Genomic DNA, 19,065 nt, shown 5'->3' with positions numbered 1-19,065 from the left:
GGACAGGCGTAAAGACAAACACCTCTTATGAGGTTTTTATACTTTTGATAAAAGGGTTTATTTTGTCTATGTAGTTATCGTCTGCCAATAAGCGGACAAATGCACTTCCAATAATGGCTCCTTTGGCGTAGTTTGTAGCTTTCTGAAAAGTACCCTTATCCGAAATTCCAAAACCTATTACCAATGGATTGGTTAAGTTCATGTCTTTCAAGCGTTGAAAATATTGTTCCGCTTGTTCACCGACTTCCAAGTTTTTACCTGTCGTTGCATTAGACGATAGTAGGTAAATAAAGCTATTGGAGAGTGCGTCTATTTTTCGTATCCGTTCCGCGGAGGTTTGTGGTGTAACCAAAAAGATATTACTAATGCCGTATTGCGCAAATACCTCTTGATAAAGCTCTTCATATTCGTACATAGGCAAATCGGGTATAATAGCGCCGTTCACACCTACTTCCTGGCAAGATTTACAGAAGTTTTCAACACCGTATTGTAAGACTGTATTAAAGTATCCCATCAGGAAAATAGGGATGGACACCCGTGATCTTAATGCTGCCAATTGTTGAAAGAGCAGCGGGAGTGTCATGCCGTTTTTTAGCGCTACCTCCGAACTGTGTTGAATAACAGGCCCGTCTGCTACCGGATCGGAATAGGGAAAGCCAATCTCCAGAAAGTCTGCCCCTGCCTGTTCTAATTTTTCAGCGATAGCCATCGTACTGTCTAAATGCGGATATCCTGCCGTATAATAAATGGATAGCAGTTCTTTTGACGTATCTTTTTTAAATATATCTTGTACTTGCATGATTTTTAAAATCCAAAATATTTCATATAGTTGTCCAAATCCTTGTCGCCACGACCCGATAAACAGATCACGACATTCTCATTTCCTTGAAACTTCATCTTTTCCAGATAAGCTAAGGCATGTGAGCTTTCTATTGCCGGTATGATTCCTTCTAGTTTGGTGAGCAATAACCCTGCTTCCATGGCTTCATCATCGGTAATGCTGACATACTTTCCGCGTCCACTTTTATACAGCCAAGCGTGTTGAGGTCCAATACCGGGATAATCTAATCCTGCGGATATAGAATAAGGCTCAACGACTTGTCCGTCTTCCGTTTGCATAAGAATGGAGCGGCTTCCGTGCAACACGCCCTCTTTTCCTAAAGCCGTCGTAGCGGCTGATTCACCACTATTTACGCCATGCCCAGCAGCTTCCACTGCGATAAGTTGTACCTGCTCATCCGCTAGAAAATGGTAGAACATCCCCGCTGCATTCGAGCCTCCACCTACGCAGGCGAGTACATAGTCCGGTAGACTATTGCCTGTTTTTTCTGCAAGCTGTTTTTTTGTTTCTTCAGATATAATGGACTGAAAGCGGGCTACTAAATCGGGGTAGGGATGTGGACCCACTACCGAACCAATAATATAATGCGTATCTACTGGATTATTTATCCAGTCACGTAAAGCCTCATTGGTTGCATCTTTCAAGGTTTTGCTCCCCGATTGAGCAGCAACGACGGTGGCGCCCATCATTTTCATACGTGCCACATTAGGTGCTTGCCGCTGGATATCGATTTCGCCCATATACACAACGCATTCTAGTCCCTTTAGTGCACACACGGTAGCCGTAGCGACACCGTGTTGACCTGCGCCGGTTTCCGCGATGATTCTTTTTTTACCTAGACGTTCGGCGAGGAGAATCTGTCCGATCGTATTATTGATTTTATGTGCGCCGGTGTGATTGAGGTCTTCACGTTTAAGAAAAATGTTTGCGCCATACCGTGCGGATAAACGTTTGGCTAGATACAAAGGGGAGGGACGTCCTACATAGTCTTTCAACAATTCTTGAAATTCTTGCTGAAAGCTCTCCTCTTGCATGATCTCCAGATATTTTTTTTGGAGCTCCTCTACATTTGGATACAACATCTCCGGGATGTAAGCACCTCCAAATGGACCATAATATCCTTTTTCGTTTACTTGATATTTACTCATGTCTGATTATTTTCAATGCTTTCTGTAATTTGTCGATATCTTTTATTCCTGGCTCTACTTCAAACTTCGAATTGATGTCTAAACCGATCAAACGTTCGTCTTTAATCGCTAGTGCATTTGGAATATTAACGAGGTCGAGTCCACCACTTAAAAAATAGGGAACGTCATATGGATAAGCCTTTAACAATTCCCAATTGAAAGAGCGACCTGTGCCGCCATGCTGGGGGCTACTCGTGTCAAATAGAAAATAGTCGACAATTCCCATATAAGGAGCAAGGCTTTCCCATGATGTGCTCGTGTCAATTCCAAATGCTTTGATGATTTCTGTACGTTGGGTTTTTACTTGTTCGCAGTACATAGGGGACTCTTGTCCGTGTAGCTGGACCGCTTGTAGCCCTTGGGCAATTTTTTTATGGATCATGGCCTGTTCTGCATTCACAAATACCCCCGTTTTTTTAATGGAAGCAGGAATAGAGATGTTTGGAAGATTCGGCGTATAACGAGCGGATTTTTCATAAAAGATGAATCCCATATAGTCGATGGGAAGCAACGCGAGCGCTTGAATGTTTGCTGGTTCGCGCATACCACATACTTTTATTTTTAAATGATTCATGTTATGCAGAGACCAGTTTTTGAAAACTTTGTAATGCTTTTTTTCCCAACAAAGATGATTCCGCTTCGTAATAACAATCGCCAAATGTTTTTTCGGGATGTATGGTTTTAATAGCAAAAGCAGCGTTAGTCAGCACTACATTATTCTGTTTGTCATTGCCCTCTCCGCTGATTATACGACGGAAGATAGCAGCCGCCTCTTCCACGGTGTCTCCACCAGCTAGATCAGCAGGAGCTATCTGCGAAAAACCCAGATCCTCTACCTTCACGTATTTCTCCCCTTGATTATCGATAATTTTGAAATCGCCTGTGAGCGATATTTCGTCGTAGCCATCCAATGCATGGATAACGCTATATTGTTTGGATGTTTTTTGATAAAGATAATTATATAATCGGGCGAGCTCTAGACTAAACACACCTACAGCCTGGAATTTGGGGTTGGTAGGATTGGTAAGTGGCCCCAACATATTGAAGAATGTTTTAACGCCTAGGGCCCGTCTAATCGGTGCGACAGTTTTCATTGCCGGGTGAAAAAGAGGGGCATGTAAAAAACAGATACCAGCTTCATCCAATTGGCGTTGTAATTCATCACGGTTGTTGGTGAATGTATAACCCAGATATTCCATTACATTGGAAGAACCACATCCAGAAGAAACACCGACATTGCCGTGCTTTGCTACGTGATAACCCGCTCCCGCGACAACAAAGGATGCCAATGTGGAAATATTAAACGTGTTTTTGCCGTCTCCGCCGGTGCCGCATAAATCAATCAAGTCATACCCTGGGAATTCTACCTTAAGACAAAGATCATACATCGCGTTTCGAAAGCCGCTAAGCTCCTCTACCCGAATACTGCGCATACCATAGGTCGTCATAAAGGCCGCTATTTGATGGGAGTCATATTTTCCAGTTGCGATATTCGTAAGAATAGTATATGCTTCTTCCGTCGTGAATGTTTTATACTCAAATAAATGAGCTAGTATTTCTTTCATATCATGCAAAACAAAGTCTATAAAAAAAGGCTTGCCTAATCTTTAGGCAAGCCCACTATTTTTTGATGTAAAAATTTCAAGCAATAGGTTTTTGCCACAACATTAACTGTTGTGCCACCACCAAGCTCTATTTACATTGTTCAGTTTCATTTTTGTTACTATACAATAGCAAATGTCTAATATTTGTTAATAAAATGCAAGAAAAATTATGAAAAAAGATGTTATAGGTTCCTTTAATACGTGACAAAGTGTGCTTTATCTCCTTTAGATACGAGGGTAAACGACGCGATTTTATCCTGTGCGATATAAACGGCAAGCATTTGACGCTTGCGGTAATGTAAAAAATATATTTTATCTGTTGGTTTTCCCTCAGGGTCGATATCACGAGTTTCTCGCCTAGATAATGCTTGGAAAGGAATATAGGTTATTTCATCAAGGTTTTTGGGTTGGAGATTGATGCGTATTTCTTCTATACTAGCTTCCAGATAGTCGTATTCTTCATCTGTTTCTGTCTGCTCCAACAATACATGTCTGCTCAGAATGATGTCCGGGCGTAGTGCTTCGTCCGCTATGTCCGCGATAAAATCTTTAATACGTTTAATATCGTCTTGCGTGGACGTTTCAGTGGTTTGTGCTGTAACGTGTACGACGGAACAGAAGAGAAGAAAACTTGATAATATTTTTAACATAAAAAGCTTACTTTATGGAAATAAGACAGCTTTTCAAAGAGAAGGATTAATACCTTCTCTTTTTTAATATTCGTCTTCGTTAAAGAAGAAATCGTCTTTTGTTGGATAGTCTGGCCAAATCTCCTCGATGTTTTCGTAAGGCTCTCCATCATCCTCCAGCGCTTGCAGGTTTTCAATAACCTCAACTGGAGCCCCCGAACGAATACCATAGTCAATTAACTCATCCTTAGTTGCTGGCCATGGTGCGTCTTCCAAATGTGAAGCAAGTTCTAGTGTCCAATACATATATCTACTATTTTAGTGAAATCCTTTTTTTCGCAAAAATAACATTATTATCCACTAAATCAAGTCAGACGATTGTTATTAAATTTGTTTTGATGTAATCTGTTGTGTTACAGCTTTATAAAATTATATGTTTTCAAAATCAGAGCCTTTTTCTTTAAGTGCATCAAGTCTGGGGTGTACAGATTTGATATCGGGATTGGGGTAGTCATCCTCGATTAATCCGTCGCGCATACGCACGATTCGATGGGCATGTTGTGCAATATCTTCTTCGTGGGTGACCAATATAATAGTATTACCTCTCGAATGTATATCTTCCATCAATCCCATGATTTCAATGGATGTTTTTGTGTCTAGATTTCCAGTAGGTTCGTCTGCTAAAATAATGGAAGGATCATTAATGAGCGCGCGCGCTACGGCCACACGCTGTCGTTGACCGCCGGATAGCTCGTTGGGTTTATGATCTACACGATTTCCCAACCCGACGTTTTCCAGTGCCTGTAATGCTTTTTCCTCCCGTATTTTTTTACTGTAGCCGGCATAAATTAAGGGGAGTGCCACGTTTTCTAAGGCCGAATTTTTTGGCAAAAGGTTGAATGTTTGAAAAACAAAACCAATTTCTTTGTTACGAACTTCTGCCAGTTCGTTCTCACTCATCTCGGAGACGTTAATGTTGTTCAGTATATACTGTCCTTTAGTTGGTGTATCAAGGCAGCCTAAAATATTCATCAAGGTAGATTTACCTGAACCAGATGGTCCCATAAGCGCAACAAATTCTCCCTTTTTTATGTTTAGGGATACCGACTTTAGCGCATGTATCCTTTCTGCTCCGATGACGTATTCTCTTCCTATATCTTCTATCTGAATTAAGTAATGCTCTTCCATGCCTTTCGCGTTAAAGTGGGGATAAGATACAAAATTTATTTATTACAGGTGTTCCATGCTTCCTTCATTTTGTAATAGACCTCGGCTTCCAACGAACTGAAGGCTTCACCACCTGCTGCATTCGGAGCAATGGGAGCGAGTACTTTGACATGGATGACACCCGGTTTTGCCCCGTAAGTTTTCCCATCATCCCATAATATTTGCCACGCATCTTGAATAACAACAGGAAGGATAGGGGTTTTATTTTCATAGGCCATTCGGAAAGCACCGGACTTAAAACGATGTAAAAGTGGAGGATAATCGTCGTCAATTCTACCCTCTGGGAAGATAGCCAATGATTTTCCCTCTTGAAGGAGTTCCAGCGCCCTCTTGTAGGCTTTAAAGGCTGATATTTTACTGTCTCTTTTGACAGGTATATCGATAGTCTGAAAGAATATACGCGTGACCGGATTTTTTAGAAGTTCTATTTTTCCCATAAAGGAAAAAGGGGATTGACACAGATAATTTAAAATGGTGATGTCGAGAAACGAAGTGTGGTTGGCACAAAGGACATAATTTTTGGACCAGTCAATAGGTGTTTCATATTCTACGTGGATTTGGATGCCAACAGCATACATTCCGGCTAAACTTATCCATCTCCGAAAAGATACCAATTTTTTATAATTCTTTTGGGGATTTCGGGCATAATAAAATAGAAACGGATAGCCTAGGGAAAAGAAGAATAGAACAGCAGCAAAATAGGCATAAAGATGTATCTTTCTTAAGAGTCTGGTCATATTTAAAAGGTAGAGACGCAATATATTGCGTCTCTACAATTATAATCTATTATTTATTTAATTCCGCATAATATTTGAAGAATAACGGAATTGTTTCGATACCTTTCAGGTAGTTCTCTATGCCGTATTTTTCGTTTGGTGAGTGTAGATTATCGCTGTCAAGCCCAAAGCCCAACAATACCGTCTTTACATTCAGCTCTTTCTCAAACAGTGCAACGATTGGGATAGAACCTCCGCCGCGTGTGGGGATAGGTTTTTTATGGAATGCCTCTTCCAGTGCTCTCTCGGCTGCCTGATAAGCCATGCTATCGGTTGGTGTTACGACCGGTTCGCCCCCGTGATGTGGTGTTACGACTACCTTAACGTATGCAGGAGCAATCTCTTCAAAATGTTTTTTGAAGAGATGGGTAATCCGTTCTGAATTTTGATTGGGAACCAATCGCATGGATATTTTAGCGTAAGCTTTAGCGGGCAATACAGTTTTCGCTCCTTCTCCGATATAACCGCCCCAAATACCATTTACTTCTAATGTCGGGCGGATCCCTGTGTGTTCAATCGGGGTGTAGCCCTTTTCTCCCCAGAGTTCCTCAACGCCTAGATCCGCTTTGTATTCGTCAATGTCGAACGGAGCTTTGTTCAATGCTTCCCTTTCTTCTTGACTTAATTCTACCACATCATCATAAAATCCGGGAATGGCAATATGGTTGTTTTCATCGTGCAAAGATGCGATCAGTTTGGCAAGGATGGTTGCGGGATTAGCCACAGCTCCACCATACACACCCGAATGCAGGTCGCGGTTTGGTCCGGTTACTTCTACTTCGACATAAGAAAGCCCTCGCAACCCTGTTTCCAGCGAAGGTTGTTCCAAGCTGATCATCGATGTGTCGGAGATGACAATAACATCATTTTTTAAACGCGCTTTATTCTCTTTGACAAAAGTTCCTAAATTGGCAGAGCCTACTTCCTCTTCACCCTCGATCATAAATTTGATGTTACAGGCCAAGGCGTTGTTTTTCATCATATATTCAAATGCCTTGATATGCATATAGAATTGCCCCTTGTCATCTGCGGCTCCTCTTGCGTAAATTTTACCATCGCGGATAGTAGGTTCAAACGGTGGAGTATCCCATAGCTCCAAGGGATCGGCAGGTTGCACGTCGTAATGTCCGTATACCAAAACTGTAGGAAGAGATGGGTCTACAATTTTTTCGCCGTAAACAATTGGGTTTCCTGCCGTTGGGCAAACTTCTACTTCATCCGCACCGGCCTCTTTCAACTTATCAGCAACAAAGTTGGCCGTTTTCACAATGTCTTCTTTGTATTTAGAATCGGCACTTATGGATGGGAAACGTAATAATATGAATAATTCTTCTAAAAATCTATCCTTATTGGATTGGACATATTCTTTTACTGTCAGCATAATGTTGTGTTTTTACAAAGTTACCGATTTTTTCGAAACGGAAGATGTAATCGGTAGATGTTAAAAAATGCAAAAGATTTCGAAAAAGTATGAATTGTGATATAATTATATATATTTTCGCATAAACTTTAGTTTGTGAATTTTAGCTACCAATTTAATGAAAAGACTATCTGCCATACTTTTTGTATTCTCCCTTCTCTTATGTTTTAATCATTTACAGGCACAAACGGAAATCACCGGTAAGGTATTGGATGAAAATGACCAAACCTCGCTTACGAACGCGACAATTATGTTGTTGCAGGCCAAAGACTCTATTCTGGTGGCACATACCAGAGCGGGGGAGAATGGCGGATTTAAATTGCTCAAACCCGATACCATTCCCTATTTGCTCATTGTGAGTTATCCTAAATACGGCGATTATTTTAAGGCTATAGAAGACGATGGGGATGTGCATTTAGGCGATGTCAAATTGACCAGCATTAGTCATCTTCTTGAAGAAGTTATCGTGACAGGCAGAATCCCCGTCGTCATAAAAGGAGATACAACAGAATATGACGCGTCGAGTTTTGTTGTTGAAAAAAATGCGAAAGTAGAAGATTTATTAAAGGTACTACCGGGTATTTCGGTAGACGCCGATGGAAAAATAACCGCCCAGGGAAAGACGGTAGAGAAGGTACTGGTGGATGGAGAGGAATTTTTTGGTGATGATCCGACACTCGTAACCCGTAACATCCGTTCGGATATGGTGGATAAAGTACAACTATACGAGAAGAAGTCAGAAGAAACCGAGCGGACGGGCGTGGACGATGGAGAGCGTATACAGACTATCAACGTAAAATTGAAGGAGGATGCTAAAAAAGGGATGTTTGGAAAAGTTGAAGGAGCCGGAGGAACGGATGATTTTTATTTGGGAAAGCTAGCCCTCAACAAATTTAATGGTAGCCAGAAGATTGGAGCTTACCTGATGGGGGCTAATGACGGCAATCTAAGTTTAAATTGGCAGGAAGCGGAGAAATTCGGAATGTCGACAATGGAAACGGAGATGTCGGACGACGGCAACATGTATTTTTACTCATCAGGCGACGGTTTCGATTATTGGGATGGAAAAGGTAGGCCTCAAGCACTGAGTACGGGTGTGAGTTTTCTGGACGCCTGGAAAGAAAATAAGCATAAACTCAATGGGAGCTATAAATACGGCATGATTCAAAATGAGGTGGGAGAGAGCTCTATATCCAGAAATAGTTTGCCGGATAATGAGGAATTGAATACATCCAGTACATCCAATCGGGAAACCGATGCGCGCAGACATCGTTTTAATACGAAATACGATTTGAAAATAGATTCGTTGACCACCCTTACGCTCAATCTATCCGCATCGAAAGGTCGGTCAGAGTCGGAAAGTTATACCCGGGCTGAGTCTTGGAATCAGGATGGTGATGCGATAAACGACAACGAACGGACGGAAAGCTCGGTATCCGATAATACAGACTTTAACTACCGGGGTTATCTTACGCGGCGGTTCAAAAAAACAGGACGGTCGATGTCCTTTCGGTTTGGTGGCAATGTCAGCGATAACCAAGGGACAGGCTTTTTGAACTCGACCCTTAACACGTATGATGAAGAGGGGAATACGCTGACGGAAAATACGGATCAGTTGAAAGAAATGAACCGTCAGTCGAATAGTATATCCAGCTCGTTGACCTATACAGAACCGATTACCTCCAAATTGAACTCTTCCGTTGGATATGAGTATAATATGTCTAGAGCGCACGCCATCAATACTTCTTATAACAACGACGGCAATGGAGGTTATACAGACTTTGATGAAGAATTTAGTAGTGATTTTAATTTTAATACGGTCAGAAATGCCGTAAATGTGGCTTTGAATTACAAACTGGAAAAATTCGAAGCTAATTTCACGAATAACTTTCGGAACGATGATATGTTTCAGCAAAATAACTACGAAGACCTCAGCGCAAACCGTGACTTTTTTACGTATAATCCTTCGGCAAGATTGCGCTATAATTTAAGTAGTAATAAAAGGATTGGTTTTCACTACAATCATTCGAATACACTGCCCTCGCTTTCCCAGATCCAGCCACTTCGGCAGAATCAGGATCCTTTAAATATTGTTGTCGGAAATGAGGATCTGACCCCGGCACGTAACGACCGATATAATATGTATTACAGCAATTACAATATGATGAAGGGTACGAATTTATATGTCGATATGGAGTGGCGACAAACAAGAAATGCCATTCAGCAGAATGTAATGATTGAAAACGGCGTACGGACGTTATTTTATGAAAACTTAGATGGCTACGTCACCAATAACGGAAGGATATGGCTAGGTGGAGGATTCGACGTCAGCAAAAAAATACAGTTGAAAGCGCGCATTTCAGGAAACGGAAGTTACAATAATTATTATAATTATATCAATTCACAGTTGAACGAGAATACAAACTATGATTATTCTTTTGGTTTGAATCTTTATAAAAATACCACGAAGAATATCGATTTCAATATCGGCTTTAACCCCGGATGGCGGTTGATGGAGACCTCTTTGCAACCGGAGTTAAATAGCTCAGGGTTTGTTTATCGCACCAATGTTTGGTATTCTTGGAAATTGCCGTGGAAGTTAAGTTTTTACGGCGATATGTCGTATAATTATGAGGCACCAACAAAAGCGCTTAACGAGAAATTTGAACTCTTGTTGTTCAAACCGGGGATATCAAAGAAATTTTTAAAAGACGAAAGTCTTGCCGTGGATGTATACGTCAACGATATTTTTAACCAGAATAAAGGGTTCAGAAGATTCCAATCGGGCAGTATGATTTCACAAAATACGTACAATACGATATCACGCTATTTTATGCTGAAAGTCAGCTGGGATTTTACATCCATGAAAGGAGGAAAAGAATAATGAAAAAGATAACCGATATGATGGTCATTGTGCTGATGGTTTTTGTCGCAGGAACAGTAAAAGCACAACACGCTTACTTCCCTACGGAAGGTACTATTCTTTACGATAAAACCGTACATGTTAAGAACCTGTTGAAAAGACATATCTCCACCCTAAAAGATGATAATTTTAGTCAGAAATATTATCAGGAATTGATGGATAGAGTTTCCGAAACAGCTGTATTAAAAAAGAAAGTTTCGTTTCGGGGAGAAGAAATGAGCTTGGAAAGTGTAAAAGAAACATATGATCCTATTGTTTCCAATCTTTTAAGATCCGGTTTGCTGGATTATCAGCAGACGCTATATCAAGATCTTTCGAAATCCGTTTCCAAATCAACCTTTGAAATCGGCGGCTCGCCAGTCCTCATTCAGGACTCGTTGCTTCATGTAAAATGGAAAATCACGAATGAGTACCGTAATATTGCAGGATACGATTGTCGAAGAGCAAACGGCGTGACCCTAGATTCTGTATATGTGGTAGCTTTCTATACCGATCAGATCCCATTGTCTGCCGGCCCGGGCACGGTACATGGGCTACCTGGAATGATTTTAGGGTTGGTCGTGCCGGAGCAGCATTTCAATATCTACGCCACAGATGTAAAATTTGGCTCCCCAACTATAAAAACCGTGGCAGGTCGAAAAAGAGATGAACCGATGACACGCCAAGAAGCACGTGGTAGGCTAAAAGATATTTTAGGGCGTTGGATGAGCGATCAACAGCTTAATCTACTGTTTGCAGCCATGTTTCTATAGGAGAAACGAATAACGTAATAAAAAAAGCCCGATTGTACACACAATCGGGCTTTTATAAGCGAAAAGCCAAAAGACTATTTCTCGGAATTTTTCTTCGCCGTCACTTCGTTACGAAGTTCCTGAGCTAACGTTTTGATTTCTTGTAAACCTTTACGTACACGTGTTCCTGCTGCAGAATTACCATTGTTGAAGAACTTGTCTGCATCAGCTTCGATTGATGCTACTAAGTCTTTTAGTTTGTTGTAGTTTTCCATTTTTTTAAAAATAAATTTAGTTTTTATGAATATTATATTTTAAGCTGATTATAAATACAAGCTAAATATACAAAAACAACGTTTTAAAGTACAATTTTTGTATTAAAATTGAAAAATAAATTTCGTTTGACGCTATTATTCGACAATTTTTAGCTCATCAATGATATTTTGCGCCCCTGCAAATTTATCGATGATAAATAATACATAACGAATGTCGACGGATATGGTACGCTGCAAGACCGGATCAAAAATCACATCGCCCGCCATAGCTTCTATATTCCCATCAAAAGCCAAGCCAATCAGTTCGCCGTTTCCATTTAATACCGGAGACCCCGAGTTACCACCGGTAATATCCTGATCGCTTAGGAAATTCACCGACATGTGTCCGGCTTTATCGGCATAACGGCCGTAATCTTTTGCTTCATACAAATCCATTAGACGTTGCGGCAAATCAAATTCCTCGTCGCCAGGTTGATATTTCGCGATTGTACCTTTTAACGTTGTATAGTTGTTTGTTTTTGCATCATTACGTGGATCTTTGGGTAAAGCGCGGACGGTTCCATACGTTAGTCGCAAAGTAGAGTTGGCATCCGGGTAATATTTCCCTTTTGGATCAGCTTCCAATGTGCCGGCTATATATTTGCGGTAAGCCGATTGAAATTTGTCATCCAAAGCTTCTGTTTCTGGTGTTCGTTCACGATATTTATCCATCAAAGAAGTGGAAATCAAATAGAGTGGGTCGCGATCAATCGTTTCTATTGATGGATTGGACAAAAATGAATGCAATTTATCAACCGAAGAAAAAATACTTTGGTCGAAAGCCGTCTGAATGTCTGTTTTAAAATTACCGTTATTTTTGGAGGCTAATTCTTGTATATAGGGGGCGATATCACCTGCTTTTGCAGCATATAGGTTTAGCTCGTCCGATAGGACGTCAATTTCCAATGGGAGATAGACATCCTCAAATGTCTCTGCAATTCCGTTTTCCAGGCTTGGACGTCTATTTGTACGATCTTTCTCGTCAGCAGCGGCGTATTGTTTCAATGCATTTCCCAAGCTGTATGGCAATGGGGCAAATGTCGAAGAACGAAGCATGCCGATAAGATAGTTGTCGTGTTTCGCCTTTTCATTGGTTGCCGCATAATAGGCGTTGATATCAGAAAGGACATCCGCGTATTTTGCGCGATTATTCTTTTTATTTGCCCATTTTTGAAATTTCTTTTCTTGCTTGCGTTTGGTGGCTGCGGTACGGTGTTTAGTCAATGCGTCAATCATTCCCTGGCGGTTTTTCCAATAGTTTGCAACACCGGAATAAGTTGAAGCGTAGTTTAATTTTACCGCTTGATCGCTGTCCATATGCTTCTTCATCGCGTCCATCCCTACTTTAGAGGCTTCTACCCATGCCGGGTATGCATACTGGACATTTTGATCTATGCCGGCAGCAGGCATCCAACGGTTTGTACGTCCGGGATAGCCTAAAATCATAGAGAAATCACCTTCTTGAAAACCTTTAATGCTGATAGGCAAGAAATGCTTAGGTGTTAATGGTACGTTGTCTTCCGAATAAGCGGCAGGATTACCATCTTTATCTCCATATACGCGGAAAACAGAAAAATCACCGGTGTGTCTAGGCCATTCCCAATTGTCGGTATCTCCACCAAATTTTCCAATGCTGTTAGGAGGTGTACCTACCAAACGTACATCCGTGTAATCTTGGTAAACGAAATAGTAGTATTCGTTTCCGTTATAAAACGATTTAACGGAAACAATGTATTTACCATTTTCGCTATTCTCCTGTTCGATTTTGGCAATTTCCTGGTTAACGATTTTTTCCCGCTCTTTTTCGTTCATGTCATCATTTACCAAACTCAAAATACGTTTGGTAACGTCGTCCATACGTACGAAGAAACGAACCGATAAAGATTTGGGCTTTAATTCTTCTTCCAATGATTTTGCCCAGAATCCGTTTGTCAAATAATCGTTTTCCGGTGTAGAAAGCTCGGCGATGGCACCGTAACCGCAATGGTGATTGGTGAAAACCAATCCTTTACCAGACACAATCTCGGCGGTACATCCGCCGGCAAATTGCACGATGGCATCTTTCAGAGAGGAATTATTGATACTGTAGATTTCTTCGGCCGTCAGCTGCAGCCCTTTCTTTTGCATATCCGCCTCATTCAGACGTTTTAAATGCATTAAAAACCACATTCCCTCATCAGCGAATGTGGTCATACTCACTGTGGTAAGGAGTATAAAAATCCAAATTTTCTTCATATTCAACCAATTTTGATATGCAAATTTGATTTAATTCCTTATTAAATCAAAATAATAGTGCTTTTCCTTATCTTTGTTCAATGGCATCATTTGAAGATTTCAAGCTCAATAAACAATTGCAAAATGCGATTACAGAAGCGGGTTACACGGTCCCTACGGAAATTCAGCAAAAAGCAATCACACCTATTCTTGCGGGGCAGGATGTGATGGGGATTGCACAAACAGGTACGGGAAAAACAGCTGCTTTCGTACTACCGATGCTTATGAAATTGAAATATGCGCAGGGGAATGACCCCCGTGCTTTGATATTATCACCCACCCGGGAGCTGGCCATGCAAATAGAAGAACATATCCGCTTATTCTCGGCCTATCTGGATTTACGTACGGTAGTTTTATATGGAGGCTTAGGGCCTAAGACGCAAAAGGAGCAGTTAGCCAGCGGATGTGATATTATTGTCGCTACACCGGGACGTTTTCTCGATCTTTATCTGGAAGGTGATATTAACACCAAATCTTTGAAATTCTTAGTGATGGACGAAGCCGATAAAATGATGGATATGGGCTTTATTGGTAAAATACATCGGATATTAGAAATTGTACCCCGGAAACGACAGAATCTTCTTTTCTCTGCTACGATGAGTGAATTGGTCCGTAAGATCGCAGGGGACTTCCTCGCTTTTCCGACGATCATAGAAGTAACAGAACAGGCAACCCCTGCACAGACCGTGACCCAAGCGCTTTATGAAGTACCCAACCTAAAGACTAAACTCAATCTCCTACAACATCTTTTGAAAGATGATGAATCTTTCCATCGGATTATTGTTTTCTGTAAAACAAAAACGGTTGCAGATAATGTTTTCCATTATCTGGAGCGAAAATACGGACAGGAGCAGGTACGGGTTATTCATGCTAATAAGGGACAGAACACACGTATAAACTCGATCAATGCCTTTAAGGAAGGGAATATACGTATTTTGGTAGCGACCGATGTCGCTGCACGTGGTTTGGATGTCTCTAATGTGAGTCATGTGTTCAATTTTGATGTACCTATTGTTATCGAAGATTACGTGCATCGGATTGGTCGAACAGGTCGGGCATTTAATAATGGTGATGCGATTACATTTTGTAACCCGGCGGAAAAATATTATGTCGACAAAATTGAGAAGCTTATTCGACAGAGAATACCCGTATATGCTATTCCCGAAGAGGTGTTTGTTGAAAAAACGGAGTTTAAGGAAGGACAGGATATTGCACGTGAAATAGATAATCAGAAAAGAAAAGAAGATCCGGATTTTAAAGGAGCTTTTCATGAGAAGAAACATGTTCCAAAAGGTAATTTTGGCGCAAAAAAGCCATCAAGAGGAAAAGCATCAAGTTCTAAAGGGAAATCAGCTAAATTCCGGAAAAAGTAACTATTAGTGAAGCTTACACCGTTAAATATCACATTGGCCTGTGTGCTGGTCTGGGTTATTTCAGAAATGAATTTGGACACCGAAATGACATTCTCATGGGGGTGGTTAATTACACTATGTGTAATTTTGTCGTTGGTAGATTTGGGATTTCGTATGATTTTTAAAGATTTGAAAAAATTGTGGTATGCGCAGATGACGTTTATAGTAGTCGTTGGGATATTGATGGTGGTCATACGGGTGATGTAACTATTTAAAATTTGATTTTAAGAAATGAAACAAGCAGAAATAAAGCTAAACGTCACATTAGACGAACAAAATATTCCGGAGCGTATCGATTGGTCGTCGACGGACGGAGAGACGTCCGAAGAAATGCCGTCAAAGGCTATGTTCTTAGCCCTTTGGGATGCGCAATATAAGAACTCTTTACGTATCGACCTTTGGACAAAAGATATGCCTTATGATGAAATGAAGCGATTTTTCTATGAGACATTGCAAACCTTGGGCGATACTTTTTTACGTGCATCAGGCGGCGATCCGATGGCGGATAAAGTAATTGGCGATTTGCGGGATTATTGTGCGCATTTTGCGGAAAAAATGGAAGTATTGGAGGAGGAAAAATGAACTATTTCTTAGTAAAATCTGAACCATTTAAGTACAGCTGGGAGCAATTTAATAAAGACGGAGAAACGTTTTGGGACGGCGTGCGCAACTATCAGGCCCGAAACAATCTGAAAGCGATGAAGAAGGGGGATCTGGTGTTGTTTTATCATAGTAACGAAGGAAAGGAAGTCGTGGGCATCGCCAAGGTTGTTAAAGAATTTTATCAAGACCCGACTACGGACGATGAGCGTTGGGTAGTGGTAGATTTAGCACCTGTCGAGACATTCAAAACACCTGTAACGTTAGAAATGGTAAAAGCCGACCCACTCCTGCAAGAAATTGCATTGGTACGTCAAGGACGGCTGTCGGTGATGCCACTGAAAGCAGAAGAATTTGACCGTATCGTGGAATTGGGGAACGCGTAGCATTCATTAAAACAACAACCGTATGGTTGTTCCTTTGCCGATCGTGGATTCCACCTCTATTGTACAGCCAATCGCCTTGGCAAGGTCACGAATCAAGTGCAAGCCTAATCCCGATTTAATTCCTATAACTTCCTTGTCATCGTACAAGGCACGGAATTTTTTGCTGTCCGCACCAGGACCATTATCCGTCACGGAAAGCAATACTCGTCCGTTTTCCTGCCGGGTTTCCCATATTATAGTAGGGTTTTCTGCAGTCGTAAATACGTTTATGGCGTTGCTAGTCAGGTTTCTGACGATTGTCTTTAAATAATTCAGATCTGTAAATACCTCTATATTATCTGGATTATTATATACGAAATGAATATTTTGATATCCCGAAAAAACTTTTTGATTATCCTCGAACAGTTGTTTTATTTGGATCTGTTTTGGTTCGGGTTTAAAGTTTTCCATTTGTCCTTTACTCCATAATAGTAGATCTTCCATCGAAGCAAGCAGGTTCTCCGCTCCCGATATGGTCTTGCCCTGCAGACGTTCTTTCGTTTCTTTGTCCAACAGTTCAGGGTTTTCGTTTTGTAAGTGTAAGAAGTGGATGAGATTAGCCACCGGACTACGGAGGTCGTGATTCAGTATGCTGAAAAACCGGGTTTTGATGCGGTTAGCCTGATCGAGTTCGGTATTCAGCAAATGGAGTTTTTCATTGTGTTTTTTCCGTTGTTTGCTTTGGTAGTACAATAATCCTCCAATGATGGTCAGGGCAACTATTCCGCCAATAAAAAACAAGCGCTGCTTGCGTACGTTCGCTATAGAAGCATCGCGTACGGCGATTTCTTTTTCGTTCAAAAGGCGGATGGAGTCCTGCTGCTTTTCAAAACCATAGTTCATCTCCAGGCGGGTTAGTTCTTTGGTGTTTTCTTCGTTGAAGAGGCTGTCTTTGTAGGCGGTGTACATTTTGTAGTTTTCAAAAGCCCCTTTGTAATTGCCCTGTGCGCTGTCGGTACGTGCAAGCGCTTCGTACGTATCCCGGGTATTATCTGTCATTCCGATTTCTTTGCCTAACTGTAAACTTTTGTAGAGCCATTTCTCGCTTTCCCGTAGTTCACCCAGCTTCTCGTAAACAAATCCTATGCTGGAATAGGTCATAGCCATTAGTTCTTTGTGCCCAATTTGCTCGCTTATTTTAAGTGATGCAAAGAGACTTTTCAATGCTTCCGCATAATTACCCTGTTTTCTATAAATTCCCCCTATGTTATTAGACGAAAGGGCCTGTTCTCTTTTTGCGCCCACCTCTTCGCATATTCGCAATGCTGCCTGATGATTTTTCAGTGCTTCCGGATAATTATCCTGGTCGACATAAATATTCCCGATATTAATATAACAGCTGGCAATCATTCGTTTATCCTCAATGATTTCAAATATCTTCAATGCTGCCTGATGATTTTTCAGTGCTTCCCGGTAATTTCCCTGAATGCGGTAAATATTACCTATATTGCCGTAAGTACTGGCTGTTCTGTTTTTATTCCCAATTTCTTCAAATATTTTTAGTGCGTTTAAAAAGAATTTCAATGCTTCAGGATAGTTGCCCTGTATGGCATAAACAATCCCGATATTCATGTGGGCACTGGCCATATTCGCTTTATTCTCCGTTTCTTCACTTATTTTCAGCAATGCCAAATGATTTTTTAATGCTTCCGGATAATTTCCCTGGTTGCTGTAAATAATTCCTATGCTGCTGTGGGCATCGGCCTCGCCCTTTTTAAACTGGGCTTTTCGGGCCACTAATAAGGCTTTTTCAGCCTGCTCCATAGCAATTTCATAATTCCCGAAACTAATGTTTTGCCTGCTCACCTCATTCAATATATTCACCTTTGTGGTATCGGCTTCTGCTTTTTCGAGTTCAGTAAGTAGGGAGTCAACCCGCTCCTGTCCCTGCTTTTGTGCATACAGAGAGATTGCAGATGTTAGTAGCAGTATAGTCAGTATATGTTTCATCGGTTTTTAATCTAGTTCCAATTTTGTCATATCAACAATGATTTAATATTATCCTTAAAACTCCGGCCTATCGGGATATTGATATCGTTTGTCAACAATACCTCTTTGGCAGAAACCGATTTAATAAGATCCTTTCTGACGGCAAAGCTTCGATGGATGCGTACAAAATGATGGAAATGTAATTCTTTTAATAGATTGCCGATACTCGATAATACGCAATGTTTCTTGTCTTCGGTTACCAGAAGTGTGTAATCTTTCAGTCCCTCCAGATACAACACATCGTGCAGAGCAACTTTGGTCTCTCGGTGTCCTTCACGTATAAAGACATGATCGGTTCCAAGCATATTTTCATATAGGTGTGCTTTCTGTTGGATACTTAAAAAGGTTTGTAACCGTACTATACCCTCATTAAATCGCTGTAATGTGATCGGTTTTATTATAAAATCCAAAGTCTCCACCGAGAAGCTATCCAAAGCATACTCAGGGTGCGAGGTGATGAAAATACAGACCGGAACTTCCTGGATCATCCTGCGAAACGAAATTCCGTCCATTCCATTCATATCGATATCTAGAAAAACAACATCTATTTGGCTAAAATCACCGTTAGACAAGGCTTCCTCCGCACTTTCGAATACTCCTACAAGGCATAATTGTTCATATCGCTTTACAAAAGAAACAATCATCAGGCGATCTATCTCGTCATCGTCTACAACTATGCAATTGAAAGGCTTCATAACAATTATTCCATATAA

The 19,065-nt window shown here is 40.9% G+C and carries 19 protein-coding genes; 6 read left to right on the top strand and 13 right to left on the bottom strand.

Translation table 11 applies throughout. The features are described 5' to 3' along the window. Positions 1–25: 25 nt before the first annotated feature. The 9 genes from trpA to EWE74_RS10585 all read right to left on the bottom strand — a co-directional run bounded on the left by trpA (position 26) and on the right by EWE74_RS10585 (position 7,645). Positions 26–799, bottom strand: a complete 774-nt coding sequence (trpA, locus tag EWE74_RS10625) for a tryptophan synthase subunit alpha (protein WP_130141527.1) — start codon at positions 797–799, stop codon at positions 26–28. A 5-nt stretch (positions 800–804) separates the two neighbouring features. After that, a complete protein-coding gene (gene trpB / locus EWE74_RS10620) occupies positions 805–1,989 on the bottom strand; it encodes a tryptophan synthase subunit beta (RefSeq protein ID WP_130141526.1) in 1,185 nt (394 codons plus the stop codon). Further along, positions 1,982–2,602, bottom strand: a complete 621-nt coding sequence (locus EWE74_RS10615) for a phosphoribosylanthranilate isomerase (protein ID WP_130141525.1) — start codon at positions 2,600–2,602, stop codon at positions 1,982–1,984. Before EWE74_RS10615 ends, trpB begins: the two co-directional genes overlap by 8 nt. Before the next feature lies 1 nt (position 2,603). Next, positions 2,604–3,593: an anthranilate phosphoribosyltransferase gene (gene trpD / locus EWE74_RS10610; RefSeq protein ID WP_130141524.1), complete on the bottom strand. Its 990-nt coding sequence runs from the start codon at positions 3,591–3,593 to the stop codon at positions 2,604–2,606. Positions 3,594–3,826: 233 nt separating this feature from the next. Continuing rightward, the gene (locus tag EWE74_RS10605; RefSeq protein ID WP_130141523.1) at positions 3,827–4,282 is read right to left on the bottom strand and encodes a hypothetical protein; all 456 of its coding nucleotides are present in this window, start codon (positions 4,280–4,282) and stop codon (positions 3,827–3,829) included. Between the two features lie 63 nt (positions 4,283–4,345). After that, positions 4,346–4,567, bottom strand: a complete 222-nt coding sequence (locus tag EWE74_RS10600; RefSeq protein WP_017258669.1) for a DUF2795 domain-containing protein — start codon at positions 4,565–4,567, stop codon at positions 4,346–4,348. 123 nt (positions 4,568–4,690) lie between these two features. After that, a complete protein-coding gene (locus EWE74_RS10595; RefSeq protein ID WP_130141522.1) occupies positions 4,691–5,449 on the bottom strand; it encodes an ABC transporter ATP-binding protein in 759 nt (252 codons plus the stop codon). A 35-nt stretch (positions 5,450–5,484) separates the two neighbouring features. Next, entirely contained in the window at positions 5,485–6,225 is a 741-nt protein-coding gene (locus EWE74_RS10590) for a lysophospholipid acyltransferase family protein (RefSeq protein ID WP_130141521.1), read from the bottom strand. 49 nt (positions 6,226–6,274) lie between these two features. Then, entirely contained in the window at positions 6,275–7,645 is a 1,371-nt protein-coding gene (locus EWE74_RS10585; RefSeq protein WP_130141520.1) for a dipeptidase, read from the bottom strand. 157 nt (positions 7,646–7,802) lie between these two features. Between EWE74_RS10585 and EWE74_RS10580 the strand changes: the two genes are divergently transcribed. Further along, positions 7,803–10,568, top strand: a complete 2,766-nt coding sequence (locus tag EWE74_RS10580; RefSeq protein WP_130141519.1) for an outer membrane beta-barrel protein — start codon at positions 7,803–7,805, stop codon at positions 10,566–10,568. Beyond that, entirely contained in the window at positions 10,568–11,359 is a 792-nt protein-coding gene (locus EWE74_RS10575; protein ID WP_130141518.1) for a GLPGLI family protein, read from the top strand. Before EWE74_RS10580 ends, EWE74_RS10575 begins: the two co-directional genes overlap by 1 nt. Positions 11,360–11,433: 74 nt before the next feature. On the opposite strand, the gene EWE74_RS10570 is transcribed toward EWE74_RS10575, so the two are convergent. Together EWE74_RS10570 and EWE74_RS10565 are read right to left on the bottom strand one after the other, a co-directional pair. After that, positions 11,434–11,613 carry a histone H1 gene (locus EWE74_RS10570; RefSeq protein WP_130141517.1) on the bottom strand — a complete coding sequence of 60 codons (180 nt, stop codon included), beginning with the start codon at positions 11,611–11,613 and terminating at the stop codon, positions 11,434–11,436. Positions 11,614–11,748: 135 nt separating this feature from the next. Beyond that, a complete protein-coding gene (locus EWE74_RS10565) occupies positions 11,749–13,887 on the bottom strand; it encodes a S46 family peptidase (protein ID WP_130141516.1) in 2,139 nt (712 codons plus the stop codon). 80 nt (positions 13,888–13,967) lie between these two features. Here EWE74_RS10565 and EWE74_RS10560 point away from each other — a divergent pair, with 80 nt between their 5' ends. Genes EWE74_RS10560 through EWE74_RS10545 form a run of 4 tightly spaced genes read left to right on the top strand, consistent with a single transcriptional unit; the run spans position 13,968 to position 16,324 of the window. Further along, positions 13,968–15,299, top strand: coding sequence for a DEAD/DEAH box helicase (locus tag EWE74_RS10560; protein WP_130141515.1), 1,332 nt, complete (start codon positions 13,968–13,970; stop codon positions 15,297–15,299). A 6-nt stretch (positions 15,300–15,305) separates the two neighbouring features. Next, positions 15,306–15,545, top strand: a complete 240-nt coding sequence (locus EWE74_RS10555) for a hypothetical protein (RefSeq protein WP_130141514.1) — start codon at positions 15,306–15,308, stop codon at positions 15,543–15,545. 24 nt (positions 15,546–15,569) lie between these two features. Further along, positions 15,570–15,920 carry a gliding motility protein GldC gene (gldC, locus tag EWE74_RS10550; RefSeq protein WP_130141513.1) on the top strand — a complete coding sequence of 117 codons (351 nt, stop codon included), beginning with the start codon at positions 15,570–15,572 and terminating at the stop codon, positions 15,918–15,920. Continuing rightward, complete coding sequence (locus tag EWE74_RS10545) at positions 15,917–16,324, top strand: EVE domain-containing protein (protein ID WP_130141512.1); 408 nt, start codon at positions 15,917–15,919, stop codon at positions 16,322–16,324. The genes gldC and EWE74_RS10545 overlap by 4 nt, the downstream gene beginning before the upstream one ends. Before the next feature lie 6 nt (positions 16,325–16,330). On the opposite strand, the gene EWE74_RS10540 is transcribed toward EWE74_RS10545, so the two are convergent. Beyond that, the gene (locus EWE74_RS10540; protein ID WP_130141511.1) at positions 16,331–18,313 is read right to left on the bottom strand and encodes a tetratricopeptide repeat-containing sensor histidine kinase; all 1,983 of its coding nucleotides are present in this window, start codon (positions 18,311–18,313) and stop codon (positions 16,331–16,333) included. 26 nt (positions 18,314–18,339) lie between these two features. After that, positions 18,340–19,047, bottom strand: coding sequence for a LytR/AlgR family response regulator transcription factor (locus tag EWE74_RS10535; protein WP_130141510.1), 708 nt, complete (start codon positions 19,045–19,047; stop codon positions 18,340–18,342). Positions 19,048–19,065: the final 18 nt, after the last annotated feature.

It is taken from the genome of Sphingobacterium corticibacterium (assembly GCF_004208525.1).
In the GTDB taxonomy this organism is placed as follows: Bacteria; Bacteroidota; Bacteroidia; order Sphingobacteriales; family Sphingobacteriaceae; genus Sphingobacterium; species Sphingobacterium corticibacterium.
The sequence above is the reverse complement of the archived record's forward strand: the minus strand, read 5'-3'. Positions and strand labels throughout refer to the sequence as shown.